The 18015-nt window shown below is 75.0% G+C and carries 14 protein-coding genes and 1 pseudogene; 6 read left to right on the top strand and 9 right to left on the bottom strand.

Annotated features, from left to right (window positions below; translation table 11 throughout):
• Positions 1-38 precede the first annotated feature (38 nt).
• Complete coding sequence (locus QE405_RS17600) at positions 39-1100, top strand: class I SAM-dependent methyltransferase (RefSeq protein ID WP_307203116.1); 1062 nt, start codon at positions 39-41, stop codon at positions 1098-1100.
• Between the two features lie 89 nt (positions 1101-1189).
• Here the strand turns inward: QE405_RS17600 and QE405_RS17595 are convergent, their stop codons facing one another.
• The gene (locus QE405_RS17595; protein ID WP_307203114.1) at positions 1190-1618 is read right to left on the bottom strand and encodes a hypothetical protein; all 429 of its coding nucleotides are present in this window, start codon (positions 1616-1618) and stop codon (positions 1190-1192) included.
• A 59-nt stretch (positions 1619-1677) separates the two neighbouring features.
• Here QE405_RS17595 and QE405_RS17590 point away from each other — a divergent pair, with 59 nt between their 5' ends.
• Complete coding sequence (locus QE405_RS17590) at positions 1678-1965, top strand: hypothetical protein (RefSeq protein WP_307203113.1); 288 nt, start codon at positions 1678-1680, stop codon at positions 1963-1965.
• A 143-nt stretch (positions 1966-2108) separates the two neighbouring features.
• Positions 2109-2642 (top strand): hypothetical protein, encoded by a 534-nt coding sequence (locus QE405_RS17585; RefSeq protein ID WP_307203111.1) that lies wholly within the window; start codon positions 2109-2111, stop codon positions 2640-2642.
• A 600-nt stretch (positions 2643-3242) separates the two neighbouring features.
• Here the strand turns inward: QE405_RS17585 and QE405_RS17580 are convergent.
• The 6 genes and pseudogenes from QE405_RS17580 to zwf all read right to left on the bottom strand — a co-directional run.
• Positions 3243-3917 (bottom strand): annotated as a pseudogene (locus tag QE405_RS17580) (VWA domain-containing protein); the annotation flags it as partial.
• 371 nt (positions 3918-4288) lie between these two features.
• Positions 4289-6748, bottom strand: a complete 2460-nt coding sequence (locus QE405_RS17575) for a DUF5682 family protein (protein ID WP_307203109.1) — start codon at positions 6746-6748, stop codon at positions 4289-4291.
• Positions 6741-7862 carry an ATP-binding protein gene (locus tag QE405_RS17570; protein ID WP_307203107.1) on the bottom strand — a complete coding sequence of 374 codons (1122 nt, stop codon included), beginning with the start codon at positions 7860-7862 and terminating at the stop codon, positions 6741-6743. Before QE405_RS17570 ends, QE405_RS17575 begins: the two co-directional genes overlap by 8 nt.
• Positions 7859-9010, bottom strand: coding sequence for a DUF4132 domain-containing protein (locus tag QE405_RS17565; protein ID WP_307203105.1), 1152 nt, complete (start codon positions 9008-9010; stop codon positions 7859-7861). The genes QE405_RS17570 and QE405_RS17565 overlap by 4 nt, the downstream gene beginning before the upstream one ends.
• Before the next feature lie 47 nt (positions 9011-9057).
• A complete protein-coding gene (locus QE405_RS17560; protein ID WP_307203104.1) occupies positions 9058-11133 on the bottom strand; it encodes a WGR domain-containing protein in 2076 nt (691 codons plus the stop codon).
• Positions 11134-11213: 80 nt separating this feature from the next.
• Entirely contained in the window at positions 11214-12674 is a 1461-nt protein-coding gene (gene zwf / locus QE405_RS17555) for a glucose-6-phosphate dehydrogenase (protein ID WP_307203102.1), read from the bottom strand.
• 151 nt (positions 12675-12825) lie between these two features.
• Between zwf and QE405_RS17550 the strand changes: the two genes are divergently transcribed.
• Together QE405_RS17550 and QE405_RS17545 are read left to right on the top strand one after the other, a co-directional pair.
• The gene (locus QE405_RS17550; RefSeq protein ID WP_307203100.1) at positions 12826-13323 is read left to right on the top strand and encodes an NfeD family protein; all 498 of its coding nucleotides are present in this window, start codon (positions 12826-12828) and stop codon (positions 13321-13323) included.
• Between the two features lie 43 nt (positions 13324-13366).
• On the top strand, positions 13367-14905 hold the full coding sequence (locus QE405_RS17545; protein ID WP_307203098.1) for a flotillin family protein: 1539 nt from the start codon (positions 13367-13369) through the stop codon (positions 14903-14905).
• 68 nt (positions 14906-14973) lie between these two features.
• Here QE405_RS17545 and QE405_RS17540 read toward each other — a convergent pair whose 3' ends face one another.
• Complete coding sequence (locus QE405_RS17540; RefSeq protein WP_307203096.1) at positions 14974-15441, bottom strand: MerR family transcriptional regulator; 468 nt, start codon at positions 15439-15441, stop codon at positions 14974-14976.
• A 64-nt stretch (positions 15442-15505) separates the two neighbouring features.
• Between QE405_RS17540 and QE405_RS17535 the strand changes: the two genes are divergently transcribed.
• The gene (locus QE405_RS17535; protein WP_307203094.1) at positions 15506-16438 is read left to right on the top strand and encodes an NAD(P)/FAD-dependent oxidoreductase; all 933 of its coding nucleotides are present in this window, start codon (positions 15506-15508) and stop codon (positions 16436-16438) included.
• Between the two features lie 108 nt (positions 16439-16546).
• On the opposite strand, the gene QE405_RS17530 is transcribed toward QE405_RS17535, so the two are convergent.
• Positions 16547-18004, bottom strand: coding sequence for an NAD-dependent succinate-semialdehyde dehydrogenase (locus tag QE405_RS17530; RefSeq protein ID WP_307203092.1), 1458 nt, complete (start codon positions 18002-18004; stop codon positions 16547-16549).
• Between the last annotated feature and the right edge of the window lie 11 nt (positions 18005-18015).

Genomic DNA, 18015 nt, shown 5'->3' with positions numbered 1-18015 from the left:
GCCCGCCGCCGTCGGCGGGTCTGGATAGATTCCTGCCCATGACGTCACGCACGCCGCTGACCACCCTGCTGCCCCGACGAGGACGTCCCCTCGTCGTCCTGGCCGGCCTGATCGGGCTCGTCGGGCTGCCGCTGCTGGCGGCGGCGGTGGTGGACCTCGACGGCGCCTGGCTGATCGCGCTCGGCATCGGCTTGGTGCTCACGGTGCAGGCCGTCGTGCTCGGCGCGCTGCACGGGGTGGTCGGTCGGCTCGCCGTCAACGACCGTCACGTCGGCGCCGGCACCGACACGGTGGTGACGCTGCTCAAGGCCCGCACCGACGGCCTGCGCGAGTCCGTCGAGAAGAACGCGATCCGCACGACCGACCTCGTGCGCGGCGCCGTGGCCGACTCCGCGAAGGCCGAGCGGGCCGAGCTCCACCGCGTGCGCGCCGCGACGCTCGACGAGGTGCAGAAGATGTTGACGGCGGAGAACGTGGGAACGACCCGCCAGACCCAGGCGCTGCTGCAGCTCTTCGACGCGGTCCGCATCGAACGTCCCCTGCCCGGCCTCAGCGGCTTCGCGGCGTCGCCCGACCTGCTGCTCTACCTGGTCGACCTGCTCCGCACGCGCCGCCCGGCGACGGTGCTGGAGTTCGGCTCCGGCTCCTCGACGCTGCTCATGGGCCTCGTCGCGAAGCAGTACGGCCTGCCCACCCGCATCATCTCCGTCGACCACGACGCCTACTACGGCGGCCAGACGCAACGCACCCTCGAGGAGGCGGGCGTCGCCGACGTCGCCGAGGTGCGCATCGCGCCGCTCGTCGACTCGCCCGTGGCGGGCCACGAGCCGCAGTGGTACGACGCGGCTGCCATCGGTGACCTGCCCCCGATCGACCTCATGATCGTCGACGGCCCGCCGGGATCGGGCGGTCCCGAGGCGCGCTACCCCGCGTTCCCCGTCATGCGCGACCGCCTCGCGCCGGGCGCCCTGGTGCTCATGGACGACTACGACCGCTCCGACGAGCGCATCACCGGCGAGCGCTGGGCCGAGTCGGAGCCGGGCGCGACCATCGAGCGCGTGGACCTCTACAAGGGCCTCGGCGTCCTGCGGATGCCCTGAGGCTCTGCCCTCCCTCACCTCCCCGCCCCCGGGTCGTGGTGCGAGGCCATCGTTTTCCGCAGGCCTCGCACCACGACCCGGGGGGAGGGTCAGCGGGCCATCTCCAGCAGCACGGCGAGGTCGAGCAGGGCCACCGGGTCGAGGTCGTCCCCCGCGGCCGCCCGCAGCGCCCCGGCCCACCGCAGCAGGCCCCGCCGCTCGGCCCGTGCCGCGTGGTCGGCCAGGTCGCTGCGCAGGCCCGCCGCCCCGCGACGCGCCCCCAGCACGAGCAGGCGTCCCACCGTCGCGGTGACGTCGCCCGTGAGGCGTTGCCACGGGTCGGTCGAGGGCGGGGCCTCCCCCGACGCCGAGCCGTCGGGGCCCGGTGCCTGCGGCACGCCCAGCGGCACGACGAGCGGGCCGCCCTCCCCGTCGAGCAGGGTGGGTCGCACGACGAGGCCGTCCGCGCGGCGTACCCACCGGCCGGCCACGGCCGTCGTCCCGCCCGACGCCAGCCGCTCCGCCGTCGCCCTCGGCACCGGGCAACGCGCGGGTCGAGACCGGCAGCTCGAGCCGGGCCGTCACACCGACCTCGTCGGTGACCGTCGCCGTCAGTCGCGCCTCGAGCGGGTCGTGGCGGACGTCCTCGACGGAGGCGACGCGCACGGCGCCCACGCCCGCCGCGGAGCCGCGCGGGGCCAACGGCCCGGGCACGTCGACCCCCACCGCGACGGCGTCGAGGCGGGCCGCGAGCAGGGGCGAGTCCTCGGGAACCGCCCAGGTCGCGCTGCGGCGTACCGGCGGCGTGCCCCGCGGCAGCACGAGCTCGGCGCCGCGCCGACGGCTGCGCGGGAGCACCGCGGCGGCGGCCGCCCACGCGGCGTAGGTGCTGCCCGCCCGCGTCCGCGCCCCCAGCCGCTGCGCGGTCACCGGCGTCTCCTCGGTGTCGGTGCCCTCCACCGTCAGCGTGCGCACGGCCCCGGAGCGCACGTCGCCCAGGTAGACCCGCAGCCGGCTCCAGCCCCCGACGTGGAGGTGCTCGGCGCCGAGGCCGACGAGGCGCTGGGCACCGACGGGCTGCTCGGCGTCGGGGACGCCGGCGACCAGCGCGGCCGGCACGCCGCCGGGCCACCCGAGCGACCGCAGCCGCGACTCCAGCTCGCCGGCGAGCCCGACGAGCCGAGCCGGGGACACCTCGGCGTCACGCGCGGCCTGGTGGGCCAGCTGGGCGACGAGGTCGCGCACGACCGCGCCGGGGTGCACGAGGCCGGCGTCCTCCATCCGGGTCGCGAGCCCGACCCCGGCGGCCACGAGCTCCTCCGCGGAGCCGAGGCCAAGGCCCACGAGCTGCCGCCACCACCCGTGCCAGGCGTCGTGGAGGGCGGTGGGGGCCGCGGCGAGTCCGCCCTCGGCCGGGGCCTGGGCCACGAGGTCGCCAGCGTCCCGGTCGCCAGCGGCCCGGTCGCCAGCGGCCGCCACGGCCACCAGCGCGTGGTCGAGGTGCACGCAGCCGGTCCGGCCGCAGTCGCAGCGCGCGAAGCGGGGGTCGGCATCGGCGCCTAACCGCACCGTCGCCTCGGCGGGCACGTGGAGCACGACCGTCGTGCGCTCGCCGCGCTGCACGCTGGCGACGAGCCCGTACGCCGCCCGCGCCCGCGCCGCTGCCGCCCCGGTGCGGGCGTCGACGCCGCTGTCACCCCCCTCGGGTCGTGGTGCGAGGCCGTCACCTTTCGCAGGGCTCCCACCACGACCCCGGGACGACGGGGTCCTGGCGCGCCACGCCAGCACCGCCCGCACGACGTGGCGACAGCCCCCGCCCGCCGCGCAGTCGCAGCGCCACGCGTCGAAGGACCCGGCGCCCAGCAGGCAGGAGGCGTCAGGGGCGGTCGCCTCGAGACCGGCGTCGGTCTCGACGAAGGTCACCTCGACAGTGCCCTGCTCGACCTCCCGCTCGGCGCGACGCACCGTGCCGACGTTGGTCAGGTCGCGCAGGACGTCGAGCGTGAGCCCGCCGAGGTCGGGGATCACGGGCCGCGAACCCCGGGTCGGGGTGGGAGGCGCGGCCGGCGGCCCGGCCTCACGCCGTCCGTCGACCACCTCCGCGACCCACTGCGCGAGCGCGTCGGGGGTCATGGCGCCGACGTGCGCCCCGAGCCGCGCGAGCTGGCGGGCCTCCTCCTCGTGGACGGTGACGGTGCCGTCCTCCTCCAGCGCGGCGAGCGCCAGCACGGTCACCCCGCTCTCGGCGAGCTCCCGGACCGCGCCGTGGAGCACCGCCGCGTCCCCGCCCTCGAAGAAGTCGCTGATGACGACCACGATCGCGCGCCGCGGCTCGGTCACCAGCGACGCGCAGTAGCGCACCGCCTTCCCGATGTCCGTGCCCCCGCCGAGCTGCACCCCGAGCAGCACCTCGACCGGGTCGGCCAGCTGGTCCGAGAGGTCGACGACCTCGGTGTCGAACGCGACGAGGTGGGTGCGGATCGACCCCACGCCGTGGAAGATCGCCGCCGTCACGGCCGAGTGGATCACCGAGCTCGCCATCGACCCCGACTGGTCGACCGCGACGATGACCTGCCACCGGTCGACCTGCCGGCGCACCCGGCTGGCGAACAGCGGTCGCTTGATGACGAGCTGGCCGCTGACCGGATCGACGTTGCGGAGGTTGGCCCGGATGGTGGCCCGCGCGTCGAAGTTCGCCGCCACCCGCTGCCGGCTGGGACGCCGGGGGTCGCGCACCCCCGCGAACGGGCTGCGCACCGGCGTCGCCAGCCGCTCCAGGAGCTCGGCCACCACCTGCGCGACCACCGTGCGGGCGGCGGCGAGCACGTGGGGCGCCATGAGGCTGCGGTTGCGGAGGATCGCCGTCAGCAGCGCCTGGCTCGGGGTGACGGCGGCCAGCGCCTCGGCGTCGAGCACGAGGTCGTCCACGCCGCGCGTCTCGACCGCCCGCTCGACGAGCCGGTCGGCCACCGAGCGCGGGAACAGCTCCTGCACCTCGTTGATCCAGTCGGTGCTCGTCAGGAAGCCGGAGCCGGTCGAGCCCGCCGTCCGCGACGCGCCCTCCTCGAGGAAGCCGAGCGCGTCGTCGAGGCGCGCGTCCTCGCCGACGGGCCGGCCCAGCGCGTCGTCGGCCGCCGGACCCAGCACCAGCCGCCACCGCCGGGCGACCAGCTCCTCCTCGTCGGGGCTCGAGGCCCCGGGTGGGGCGGTCACCGCGCCGTACCTGCTCGTAGCGGACCCGTGTGCTCCTCCACGAGCGCCCACAGCGCGTCCTCCCGGGTGAGGAGGGTGGCGAGCTCCTCCTCCGGTACGTCGAGGTCGGGCCCCGCCGGGGACGGGCCGCCGCCGGGCCCGGCCGCCAGGTGCGCCAGCAGCGCCCGGCGCTCACGCGGCAGCAAGCTGGTCGCGGCACGCCGCAGGTCGGGCAGCGCGCGGCGGAAGTCGTCCGGCGACCAGGTCCGCAGCGCCGCGTCGAGAGGATCGAAGATCTCGGGCGCCGCGAGGGCGAGGTGGCCCGCGACGGCGAGCAGCCCGGCATACCACTCCCCCGTCCCCGCCGGGTCCGGCGCGCCCTCGGGGCCGACGGCGGCGAGGTCCCGCGGCGCGACCGACGCGAGCAGCCACCGGGCGCCGGTGAGGGCGCCGAGCGCCTCGGGGGCGTGGCCCGAGCGGGTGCTGCCTCGCGCGAGCTGCTCGGCCACCGCGGCCGCGAGCCGTGGCTCGAGGTCGCGGAGCGCGGGCGACGCGACGACGGCGTCGACGAGGCGGCGCAGGGCCACGGCGAGCTGCTCGGACGGCCCGCCCGGGCCCTGCGGCCCGAGCCGCTCGACCAGCTCGACGCCCCGGAGGCCGACGAGGCGGACGAGCGCTCCGAGGTCCGCGCGGTCGGTGGTGCCGTACCACCGGTCGAACCGGTGCAACCGCAGCAGCACCGCGAGCGGCTCGACGAGCTCCGGCAGCCGGTCGAGGGCCAGCGTGCCCACCTCGACCTGCTCGCGGAGCCGGCCCGTGAGGTCGGGGAGGCCGCAGAGCACAGCATCGAGCAGCGCACCGGTGAGCGCGGCGACGTCGCCCTCGGCGGCCCGGCGGCCGAGCACCGCGAGCACGGCCTGCTCGATGCTCGCGCCCCACCGGCTCGCCAGCACCGCCCGAGCCGTGACCGTCGTGCCGCCCCGCACCCGCCACTCCTGGGTCGAGTCCACCCGCGCGCCCACCTGCGCGCCGATCGGGCCCTGCGGGTCGGCACCGCGGACGTCCCGCACCAGCCGAGCGGCGGGCACGTCGAGCACGCGGAGGCGCTGCAGCAGCTGTGCCCGCGCGCGGTCGGCGTCGTCCTCCAGGTCGAGCACGTGCGCGGTGGTCTGCGGCTCCAGCGGCATCCCCAGCGCCGCGCAGCGCGCCTCGACCTCGAGCACGAGCGGCGGCAGGTCGGTGCCGGGCGCGAGCCGTCCGACCGCGTCGCCGCGCATCAGCTCGCGCACCCGGTTGAGCAGCGGGTGGCCGCCGTCCGCGCTGGTGGCGGCGTCGGGCGCGACCGTGTCCTTCACGAGGGTGGACGTGAGGGCGTCGACGAGGTCGTCGCGCCACGGCCGGGCGTGCCCGCGAAGTGTCGCCAGGCCCAGCATCGCCGCCCGCGCGGCGATGAGGTCGGCGGCCGACAGGGCCACGCCCGCGTCGCGCAGCGCGGCCACCGCCTCCGCGAGCACGGTGTCCGTCAGCGCGTGCGCGTCCTCCCCGGTCGCCCGGTGGGCGCGGTCGTAGTAGCCCGGGCTCGGCTGCCCCGCCAGGTAGCCGCGCTGCTCGTCGAGGGCCGGGTACGACGTCGGCACCAGCGCGTGCCCCGTCTCCAGGTCGTCGGGGGTCGGCGGTGGCCCGGCGAGCTCGTCGGCCCGGGGCGCGGCGGCCAGCCGCTCCTGCAGGGCCGCCGTGTGCGCGGCCCCGGTGACGACGAGCAGCACGCCGTCGGGGTGGTCGGCCCGCGCCCGGCGGACCTCCGCCGCCATGTGCGCCTCCCGGGCCTCGTCGAGCGCGCGTTCCGCGAGCGCGCGGTCGTCCCGCCGGGCGTCGCCGTCCGCCCGGATCCCGGCGCCGAGCAACGCCGCGCGCCGCAGGTACGTCGCCGTGCCCAGCCCCGGGTCGATCTCGGCCAGCTCGTCCCAGACGGCCGACATCTCCCGCCGCCCCGTGTACGCCGCGAGCCCGTCGAAGAACGACGCGCTGACCTCGTCGGTGCGGTGGAGGGCCGCGCCCTCGGCGGTGGCCGGGCCCCCGTCGTACCCGCCCTCCTCGACGAGGACCTGCGCGTGCCACGGCAGGTCGACGAACCGCATGTCGGCGCCGACGCCCGCGCCGTCGCGGATCGCGTGCCACTCGGGGCTGAAGACGGCGAACGGGTAGAGCGCGTAGGCCACCTCGGTGCGCTCCGGGGTCTCCCGCCGGAACCACGTCATGAGGGAGACCGGCGGCTCGTGCGCGAGGAGCAGCTGGTCGAGGCGGGTGTAGTCGGACGGGCCCTCCACGAGCACCGCCGCCGGCCGCAGCCGCGCCACGAGGTCGCGGACCGCCCGCGTGGCCGCGGGCGAGTGGTGGCGCACCGGGACCCAGCAGATGCCCTGCTCGTCGACCTCGGTCGTCGAGCGGACCTCCGCCATCGAGCCGACCTCAGCCATCGAGCAGACCGCGGGCGGCGTGCAGCTCCTGCCACCGCCCGCCCCGCTCCTTCGCGACCCGCGTCAGGTAGCCCCGCAGGCGGGACCGGTCCTCGTCGGAGTCCTTGAGCGCCGTGCCGAGCAGCGCGCCGACGACGTCCTCGCCGCGCGGAGGCGCGCCCGTGAACCACGCCGAGGAGAGGCCCGTCGCGACCGCGACCGACACCGCCTCGGCGGTCGACATCGCGGTCGACAGCTGCTCGACCGGGCGCCCGTCCGCGGTGCGCCCCCGGCGCAGCTCGGCGAACATCGTCACCAGCACCTCGGTGAGGTCGCCGGGCAGGGCGGCCGTGATGCCCGCGTCCGCGAGGATCGCGTCGCTCTGGCGCTGCACGAGCTCCGCCTCCCGCCGCAGGTCGGCGATGGGGTGGATGGTCTCGAAGCTGAAGCGTCGCTTGAGCGCCGCGCTCATGTCGTTGACGCCCCGGTCGCGCACGTTCGCCGTCGCGATCACCGAGAATCCCCGGCGCGCGTGGAGCACGCGGTGCTCGTCCTCGAGCTCCGGCACGACGAGCACGCGGTCGGAGAGCACCGAGAGCAGCGAGTCCTGCGTCTCGATCGGGCAGCGGGTGATCTCCTCGAAGCGCACCACGGCGCCGGTGCTCATGCCGCGGTGCACGGGCGCCGGCACGAGCGCGTCGAGGCTCGGGCCGCGGGCCAGGAGCAGCGCGTAGTTCCACGAGTAGGTGATCGCGTCCTCCGTGGTCGACGCGGTGCCCTGCACGGTGAGCGTCGAGTCGCCGGAGACGGCGGCGGCGAGCAGCTCGGAGAGGAACGACTTCGCCGTGCCCGGCTCGCCGACGAGCATGAGGCCGCGGTCGGTCGCGAGGGCCACCACGCACCGCTCGACGAGCGCCCGGTCGCCGACGAACTTGGTCTCCAGGCCGAGCCCCTCGCGCTGGCCGGCGTCGCCGAGCACGAAGTCGACGACGCTGCGCGGGGAGAGCCGCCACCCGTCGGGCACCCGGGCGCCCGTGCGGCGGTCGCGGTCGTCGAGGCGGTCGAGCTCGTCCGCCCAGCGCGTCTCGGCGGAGGGGCGCTGGACGCGGGGGGCCGGGGTGCTCGCCGCGCTCACGCCTCCATCCTCGCCTCGACGGCGGCGAGCGTGCGACGCACCTCCGAGACCACCACCGGGTCGACGGTCGTCCAGTCGAGCCGCGGGTCCTCGCGGTCCCACCACACGTAGCCGACGCCTCCCTCGACGTACGACAACGGCACGAGGCTCACGGCGTCCAGCTTCTGCGGACCCGACTCGTGGAGCATCCCGGCCCACAGGCCGTCGGAGATCTCGAGCACCACGCCGACCCCGTGGGTGGGCAGCGCCAACGTGAACACGTGGATGACGCCGGCGTCCTGCGGCTCACCGCGGCGCCAGCCGGCGCGCTCGAGCGTGGTCGACAGCGCGCCGGGACCGATCCGCCCGGTCGGCAGGCCGGCCAGCGCCGGTCCGTCCTGCTCGTCCGGGAGGCCGAAGACCGCACGGTCGAGCTGCTCCACGGGCGACGTCAGCTCGTAGTCCAGCAGGTGCGTCCGCCACGCGTCCTTGTCGGCCTCGTCGATCGTGAGCGGGTGGGCGAGCGCGATCGTGGCGCCCTCGCCGGGCTCCACGGGGTCCTCCTCGACCGTCACGTACTCCCGGTCCTCCGTCACCCGCACCAGCCGCTCCGTGCCGTCGGCCTCCGTGAGGCGCCAGACCAGCGGCCGCACGAGCGAGTTGAGCACGGGGTGCCGCAGCACGTACGCCGCGTGGTCGCCCGCCGACCAGACCCGCCCGGTCACCATCGCGCGCTCCAGCCGCGTGGTCTGGATGGAGGCCACGTCGGTGAGATGCTTGCGCAGCACCGTGAACTCCTTCTTCGTCTCCGCGGCCGTCTCGGCGTCGTCCTTGCTGGTGGGCGCCGGCAGCGACGTGCGCGGCTTCCCCGTCGGGCGGCCGTCGTCGCCGAGCGCGTGCACCACGGGCTTGCCGTCGGTCCCGAGGCCGACGCGGAACTGCCGCGGCCCGTAGTCGAGCACCCGCACGCCGCGCTCGTCGAGACCGGCGTCGGGCACGACCCGGTCCTCGAACTCGTCGACCGTGAGGCCCTGCAGGTCGGCCAGGCGTTGGAGCGACTCGTTCGCGGCCTTCTGCACGCCCTTGAACTTCGACTTGCCGGCGATGCCGGAGATGGCCTGCATCGCCGCGTTGGTGCCGGTGGCCGCGAGGGCGTCGAGGCCGAGCACGGCGCGTTGGTGCTGGCTCTCGCCGGGCCAGGCGCGGACGAGCGGGGTCAGCTCCGCGACGTACCCCTCCGCCCCCAGGAACCCCGACGCCAGGAACAGCGCGCCCGCTCCCCCGAGGCGCCCCCGTTGCCGAGGAAGCCGCGCAGCAAGCCGCTGCCCACGGCGTCCCGAGCCGAGGCGCTCATGCGCTCGCGCACGGCGGCGACCAGGGGGCGCGGGGCGAGGGTGGGGTCCAAGGCGCTGCGCATGGCCGAGCCGAGCACGGCGGCGGTGGCGACGGCGTCGAGCCGGGCCTCGTCCTCCCCGTCGGTCACTCGCACCGGCGGGAGCGCACCCGTCCACACCGGCAGCTTCTTCGGCACCTTGATCTTGCTGGGGACCACCTCGGCGGCCTCCTCGGCCGCGACCGCCTCCGTCCACCACGTCGGCATCGCACCGTCGGCGCCGAGCACCGGCAGCGCGGCGAGCCGCCGCACCTCCTCGACGACCGCGACCATCGCCGGGTGGAGCGGGGCGAACCCGGGGTCGACGACGAGGATCTCCCGCACGAGCCCGGCCAGTGCCTCCCGCTCGGCGCGGTCGAGGGGACCCTCGTACGCCGCGAGCAACCCCCGGTGGGCCACGAGCCAGTCGCGGGCGACGGTGCCGGCCTTCGACCGCGCGAGGAGCCGCAGCATCCCGGGCACGGCGCCCGGCCCGTCCACGCGGGCCGCGAGACGCTGGGCGAGCGCGACGGCCTCGCCGGCGCGGCCCTTCAGGCACACCACGGCGACCGCCCGCTCGAACATGGGCCCACCGAACAGTCCGATCGCGAGGGCCGGCGGCAGCGGGGCGGTGTCCGCGACCTGGAGGCCGTCGGTCTCGGACGCGTCCACCACCCGGTCCCAGAGCGCCCGCCGGGACTCGGCGTCGGGCAGGCGCACGGCGGCGGCGACGAGGCGGCCCAGGTGGGCGAACGAGAGGTAGCCGTCCGAGCCCACGGTCATGCCCGCCACGAGGTCCGCGTGCTCGTCGGGGCTCGCCAGCAGCACGCTGCGCAGGAGGGCGGGCTGGAGGTCCGGATCGATGAAGCGCGGGGTGCCCTCCTCGGCCCACCGCGCCCGCGTGCGATCGAGGGCGGCGTCGACCTCGGCCGCGGTCAGGTCGGGCACGAGGGCGCGCAGCGCCGGCGCCCACTCGAGGGCGACCCGCGACGTGACCCGCTCGAGCACCGCGGCGCGGCCGTCGGTGACGAGGTCGACGGCGATCGCGGAGACGTCGTCGAGGTTGCAGAACTGGACCCCTCCGGTGAGGTCGGTCAGTCCGGGCGGCAGCGCGGCCGCCGCGTCCAGCACGACCTCGGCGGCCCGCGCCCGGCGCTGCCGCTGGTCGAGGTGGCCGCCGTACTCCTTCAGCTTCCGCCCCTCCACCCGCGCCTGCTGCCACTCGGCGGAGGTCACGGGGCGCCACCGGCCGTTCTCGTGGACCTCGGGCACGTGCTCCCGCATGTAGGTCCGCCACCACCGGGCCGTCAGCTCGCCGGGCACACCCGCGAACGGCGGGCTCGCGACCCACTCGTGGCGGCGGTAGTCGGAGGTGTCGGCGACGACGTGCGCCTCCGCAGCGGCCTCGCAGGCGGCGACGACGTCCTGCGGGGATCCCTCCGGGTCAGCGGCGGGCGCCGCCGGACCCTCCGGCAGCGCGGCCAGCTCGAGCGGGTGCCACCGGAAGCCCAGGTCACCGGGCTCGAACGCCTTCGGCTCCGGTACGTCGCGATCCACCTCGGGCGGGCTGGTCGGCGTCGCTGCGGCAGGCGCGGGAGGTCCGACGGTCGGCGCGGCCGGGGCGCTCGTGGCCGGGGTGCTCGCGGCCGGGGCGCTCGCGGCCGGGGCGCTCGTGGCCGGGGTGCTCGCGGACGCGGGTGCGGCGCCGGAGCCCGCCTCGACGTACCCCTTCTTCACCTTCGCCGCGACCTGCTTCGCGGCGTCGGCTGCCGCGTCGCCAGCGCTGCCGTGCGTCTTCTCCTTGACCTGGCCGTTGGTGCCGTTGCGGCCGTAGTGCACGACCACGCGTGCGCCCTCGACGCCGATGGACCAGAACTTGTCCGCCGAGCCGTCGACGAGCTCGAACCTGCGCATCTCCATGATGACCCCCACCTCCGGTGCGCTGGCTACCCCCGGCCGGACCGGTTGAACCCCGCGGAGCCGCCGCCGTCACCGACCGTTCACGCGTCGTCGCGCGTGGTGCGCTCCCGCCACTTCCGCTCGAACGGGAGCCGCCAGGCGCGCGGCGCGATGAGCTGGTGGATCTGGTTGGGCCCCCACGTGCCGGGCTCGTAGGGCCGCACCGGCGGCGGGTCCTCCAGCAGCGGGGTCGAGATCTCCCAGAGGCGCTCGACGCCCTCGGCCGTCGTGAACAGGGTGTGGTTGCCCTTGGTCGCCTCGAGGATGAGGCGCTCGTAGGCCTCCAGCACGGAGCCGGCCCAGGTCGTGTCCTCCACCGAGAACTGCATCGACACCTTGTCGAGGCGGAAGCCGGGGCCGGGCCGCTTGCCGTAGAACGACAGCGACACCCGGGCCTGGTCCGCCAGGTCGAAGGTCAGGTGGTCGGGGCCGTGCTGGCCGATGCCCGAGCCCTCGGGGAACATCGACTTGGGCGGCTCCTTGAACGCCACCGAGATGATCCGCTGGCCCTCGGCGAGCTTCTTCCCCGTGCGCAGGTAGAACGGCACCCCCGCCCAGCGCCAGTTGTCGACGAAGCAGCGCAGCGCGATGAACGTCTCCGTCTCCGACTCCGGGTCGACGCCGGGCTCCTCCCGGTAGCCCAGGTACTGCCCCCGCACCACGTCGTCGGGGTGGATCGGCAGCATCGACCGGAAGACCTTGAACTTCTCCTCGGTGATCGACTGGGGGTCGAGGGCCGTCGGGGCCTCCATCGCCGTGAACGCCAGCACCTGGAAGAGGTGGGTCACCACCATGTCGCGGTAGGCACCCGTCGACTCGTAGAACGACGCCCGCTGCTCGAGCCCCAGCCTCTCCGGCACGTCGATCTGCACGTGGTCGATCATGTTGCGGTTCCACACGGGCTCGAACAGCCCGTTGGCGAAGCGGAACGCGAGGATGTTGAGCGCCGCCTCCTTGCCGAGGAAGTGGTCGATGCGGAACACCTGCGACTCGTCGAAGACCGCGTGCACGGCCGCGTTGAGCTGCTTCGCGCTCTCCAGGTCGGTGCCGAACGGCTTCTCCATGATGACGCGCGAGCCCTCCACGAGGTCGGCATCGCGCAGTGTGTGGATGACCGCCAGGGCCGCCCGCGGGGGCACCGACAGGTAGTGCAACCGCCGCTGCGGCCCCTCGCACTCGCCCTCGGCCTCCTCGACGGCCTTGCGCAGCGACTCCGCCGTGCCGCCCGGCGCCCAGAACAGGCGCTGGGCGAAGTCCTTCCACTCCGCGTCGGTCGTGTCGGGGGAGAACTCCTGGATGGCCCGGTGGGCGAACTCGACGAACGAGTCGCGCGTGTGCTCCTCGAGCGACGTGCCGACGATCTGCACGCGGGGCAGCAGGCCCGAGCGCAGCAGGTGCAGCATCCCGGGCAGCAGCTTGCGCCGCGCGAGGTCGCCGGTCGCGCCGAACAGCACGATCGTGGTCGGAGGTCCCGGGGTGCCCTGGGGGTGTGCGCTCGACATGACGTCCAGCCTGCCACGCCCTGGCGACAGTCCCGGGTGCTCTTCCCCACCCTGGGGACGCGGCCCGGCGACGACGGCAGAGGTGTGCGAGGGTGGACGCGGGGGTAGGACGAGGTGCACCGCCCCCTTGCCCCGAGGAGACGTGCTGCCCGTGACCCCCTTCGTGATCATCGGAATCTGCGGCGTCGGCGTGCTCCTGCTCTCCCTCCTCCTCGACGGCATCCTCGACCTCGACGGCCTCGCCGGCGACTGGTTCTCCACGGCCGCGCTCGGCGGCTTCGTCTCCGCCCTCGGCTTCGGCGGCGCGATCGCGCAGGGCGCGGGCGCCCCGCAGCTCGTGGCCACCGGCATCGGCGCCGGCGCCGGTCTGCTCGTCGGCTGGTTCAGCGCGTGGCTGACCCGCCTCGTGCGCACGGGCGCCACCGACGAGACCCCGACGACGCGCGACGTCCTGGGCTGGGACGCCCAGGTGGTGTCCGCGATCCCCGAGGGCGGGTACGGCGCGATCACCGTCCGCCGCGGCGGCCACACCCTCCGGTTCAACGCCCAGGCCGAGCGTGCGCTCCCCGCGGGCACCGAGGTGCACGTCACCGGTGTGCTCTCACCGACCGCCGTGACGGTCGCCGCGACGTACGACGTCCTCCCCTGACCCCCGCACGACCTGCACATCCACGACCGAAAGGCCCATGTACATGGACCCGGTACTGACATCGATCATCGGATTCGTCGTCCTCTTCGTGCTGCTGGTGCTGCTCATCACCAGCCGCTACAAGGTCGCCGGCCCCAACGAGGCGTTCATCGTCACGGGCCGCAAGGGCAAGGCGGTGGTCAACCCGGAGACGGGTGAGCTCACCACCGACCTCTCGGGCCAGAAGGTCGTCATGGGGGGCGGCACGTTCGTCATCCCGTTCGTCCAGAAGCTCGGCAACCTCGACCTGTCGTCGCGGCGCATCTCGGTGCAGATCCGCGGTGCGGTCTCGGGCCAGGGCATCAAGCTCAACGTCGAGGGCGTCGCCATCGTCAAGGTGGGCGGCAACGCCGACCAGATCCGTCTCGCCGCGCAGCGCTTCCTGTCCCAGCAGGGCGACATCGAGCCGTTCACCCAGGAGGTGCTCGCCGGTGCGCTGCGCTCCATCGTCGGTGGCCTCACCGTCGAGCAGATCATCCGCGACCGCGCCGCGTTCGCGCAGCGCGTGGCCGACGAGTCGGAGAACTCGCTGACCGGCCAGGGCCTCATCCTCGACACGTTCCAGATCCAGGACGTCACCGACGACGGGTCCTACCTGGCCGACCTCGGTCGTCCCGAGGCGGCGCGCATCCAGCAGGAGGCCTCGATCGCGGAGGCCAACGCCCGCCAGGCCGCCGAGCAGGCCCGCATCGCCGCCGAGGAGGAGATCGCGATCTCGCAGCGCGCCCTCGCGCTGAAGCAGGCCGAGATCCGGGTCGAGACCGACGCCGCCCAGGCCCGTGCCGCCGCGGCCGGCCCGCTCGCCCAGGCCGACCAGGACCAGGCGATCCTCCTCGAGCAGGAGAAGGTCGCCGTGCGCCAGGCCGCGCTGACCGAGCGCGAGCTGGAAACCAAGGTGCGCAAGCCGGCCGACGCCGAGCGCTACCGCGTGGAGCAGGACGCCGAGGCGAAGCGCTCCGCCGAGATCGCGGCCGCCGAGGCCCGCAAGGCCTCGACGATCGCGGCCGCCGAGGCCAAGGCCCAGGAGGCGCGCCTCAACGGTGAGGCCGAGAAGGCCCGTCGTTCCGCGCTGGCCGAGGCCGAGGCCATCGAGGGTGAGCGCCGCGGTGCCGCGGAGCGCGCCCGTCGTGTCGCCGAGGCCGAGGCCGTCCGGGCCGAGGGTGAGGCCCAGGCCGCGGCCGTGCTCGCTGTCGGCCAGGCCGAGGCGGAGGCGATGGACAAGCGCGCCGAGGCGTTCGCGCACTACAACGACGCCGCTGTGCTGCAGATGCTCATCGAGGTCCTGCCCCAGATCGCGAAGGAGGTCGCGGCCCCCATCGCCGCGATCGACAAGCTGACCGTCGTCTCGACCGACGGCGCCGGCGCGATCCCGAAGCAGGTCACCGACAACCTCGTGCAGACGCTCGACATGCTGAAGACGTCGACCGGTCTCGACCTCGACGCCCTCATCAAGCGGTCCGTCGGGTCCGCGGCCGACAAGATCGGCCTCGGGTCCAGCGTGTCCGACACCCCGGGCAGCGCCTCCGAGCAGCCCACCGCCTGACCCCCTCCCGGGACGTCATGCGCCCCGGCTGCCCCCGCAGCCACCGCGCATGACGTCCCGGAGTCGTCTCAGTCGACGGCGGCCCGCGCGCGGCGTACCGCTCCCTCCCAGCTCACCTCCGGCGGCAACGCCGGCCGCGGACGCGACTCGTCCAGCAGGTCGGCGAGGAACCCCTTGTAGCGCGGGCAGTTGGTGACGTCGTGCGCCCGGCAGCCGAGGGCGTGCTCCGTCATCTCGCGCCACAGCTCCATCGACCGCATCCGCTCGGCGATGTCGTCGAGGTGGGCCTGCAGCACCTCGCGCCGCCCCTCGGCCTCGCTGTCGAGCAGGATCCGGATCTGCTCCAGCGTCATCCCCGCCGCCTTGTTGCGCACGATGGCGGCGATCCGCACGACGTCGCGCTCGGCGTAGCGCCGCCGGCCCGCACCGTCGCGCCCCGGCTCGAGCAGGCCCTCGTCCTCCCAGTGCCGCAGCACGTGCGTCTCGAGCCCGAACCGGCTCGCCGCAGCCCCGATGCTCCACTCGCTTGACTTCATCCCGACATGAAGTCACACGCTGGTGACCAGCGCAAGCACCCACCATCCGTGAAGGAGCACCACCATGTCCGAGATCCGTGACGCCCTCGTCGTCGGCGGCGGTCCCGCCGGCCTCCAGGCGGCCCTCACCCTGGGCCGCATCCACCGCTCGGTGACGCTCGTCGACTCCGGTCGCTACCGCAACGCCACCGTCGAGCACATGCACAACGTCCTCACCCACGACGGTCGCCCGCCGGTCGAGTTCCGCGCGCAGGCGCGGGAGCAGCTGGACGACTACGACATCGAGCTGCGCGAGACCAGCGTCGCGTCGATCGCCGGGGACGTCACGACCGGCTTCGCCGCCACGCTCGGCGACGGCACCACCGTGCGGGCCCGCCGGGTCGTGCTGGCCACCGGTCTCCGCGACGAGCTCCCGGCCAAGCAGGGCCTCGACGAGCTGTGGGGCACCGTCGCCGCCCAGTGCCCGTTCTGCCACGGCCACGAGTTCCGCGACGGGCACCTCGTGGTCCTCGGCGCCGGGGCGCCGCAGGTGCACGGCACCGCCCTCATGCGCCGCATCGCCGGCCGCATCTCGGTGCTCGCCGACGGCCAGCCCGTGGAGCCCGAGATCCGCGCGCAGCTGGAGGCGCTCGGCGCGACGGTCGTGGAGGCGGAGGTCGAGCGCTTCGAGCGGTACGGCGAGGGCGCCCGCGTCCTGCTCTCCGACGGCGCGACGATCGACGCCATCGGCGTACTGGTGACGCCGACGTTCCACCAGGCGGCGCCCTTCGCGGAGCAGCTCGGGCTCACCCTGCTGCCGTCCGGCTGCGTCGAGATCGACGACATGGGTCGCACGAGCATGCCCGGCGTGTTCGCCGGCGGCGACCTGGCCCACCGAGCGTCGCTCCCGATGCCGATGCCGTCGGTGATCGCGGCGATGGCCGCGGGCCAGATGGCCGGCGCCGGCGCCGCCGCCGACCTGCTCGCCGACGACATGGCGGCGTTGGGCGCTCGCTGAGTCGCCTCAACTTTCCCCGGTCGACCGGGGAAAGTGTCGCTTAGACCATCAATGTTGATGGTCCAAGCGGCGTGTTCCCCGGTCGACCGGGGAAAGTGCCAGGGGCCCTCAGCCCCCCACGGCGATCCCGACGTACGTCGTCTCGAGGTACTCCTCGATGCCCTCGAACCCGCCCTCGCGCCCGAAGCCCGACTGCTTCACGCCTCCGAACGGCGCGGCGGGGTTGGACAGCAGCCCGGTGTTGATCCCGACCATGCCGTAGTCGAGCCGCTCCGCCATCCGGATCGTCCGCTCGATGTCGCGGGTGAACACGTAGGACGCGAGGCCGTACTCCGTCGCGTTCGCCCGCTCGACCGCCTCGTCCTCCGTGGTGAAGGTCGAGATGGGCGCGACGGGACCGAAGATCTCGGTGGTCGCGATGGCGGACTCGTGGGGCACGTCGGTGAGCACGGTCGGCGGGTAGAAGTAGCCCGGCCCGTCAGGCACCGCGCCCCCGGTCAGCACCCGGGCCCCGTCGTGCACGGCGTCGGTGACGAGCTGGTCGATCTCCTCGACGGCCTTGGCCTGCACGAGCGGCCCGACCTCGACGCCGTCGTCCTGGCCGCGTCCCAGCCGCATCCCACCCATGCGCTCCGCGAGCGCTGCGGAGAAGTCGGCCGCGACGGACTCGTGCACGAGGAACCGGTTGGCGGCGGTGCACGCCTCCCCCATGTTGCGCATCTTGGCGAGCACGGCGCCCTCGACCGCCGCGTCGACGTCGGCGTCCTCGAACACGATGAAGGGCGCGTTGCCGCCGAGCTCCATGGAGAGCCGCTGCAGCTGCTCGCTCGACTGCTCCACCAGCTTCTTGCCGACCGGGGTCGACCCGGTGAAGGACACCTTCCGCAGCCGCTCGTCCGCCATGAGGGTCGAGGAGACCTCACCGGACCGCGTGGACGTCACGACGTTGAGCACGCCGGCGGGCAGGCCGACCTCCTCGAACACCTGGGCCACGGCCAGCGTCGTGAGGGGCGTGAGCGCGGCGGGCTTGACGACCATCGTGCAGCCGGCGGCGATGGCGGGCCCGATCTTGCGGGTGGCCATCGCGATGGGGAAGTTCCAGGGCGTGATGAGCAGGCAGGGGCCGACCGGCTTCTTGACGGTGAGCAGCCGCGACCCGCCGGCGGGCGCGTCCATCCACCGCCCGTGGATCCGCACGGCCTCCTCGGCGAACCAGCGCAGGAACTCCGCGCCGTACGCCACCTCGCCCGCCGCCTCCTTCAGCGGCTTGCCCATCTCGAGGCTGATCAGCCGGGCGAAGTCGTCGGTGCGCTCGGTGATCCGCTCGTACGCCGCGCGCAGGATCTCGCCGCGCTCCCGCGGCGCGGTCCGGGCCCAGTCGCGCTGGGCGGCCACCGCGGCGTCGAGGGCGGCGACCGCGTCGTCCGCGGTGCCGTCGGCGACGGTCGCGAGGACGGACTCGTCAGCAGGGTCCAGCACGTCGAAGGTCTCGCCCTCGTCGGCGTCGCGCCACGTGCCGCCGATGTAGAGCCGAGGGGTCAGGATGCCGTCCGGGAGTGCGCTCATGGAGCCAGGGT

It is taken from the genome of Nocardioides zeae (assembly GCF_030818655.1).
Classification (GTDB): domain Bacteria; phylum Actinomycetota; class Actinomycetes; order Propionibacteriales; family Nocardioidaceae; genus Nocardioides; species Nocardioides zeae_A.
The sequence above is the reverse complement of the archived record's forward strand: the minus strand, read 5'-3'. Positions and strand labels throughout refer to the sequence as shown.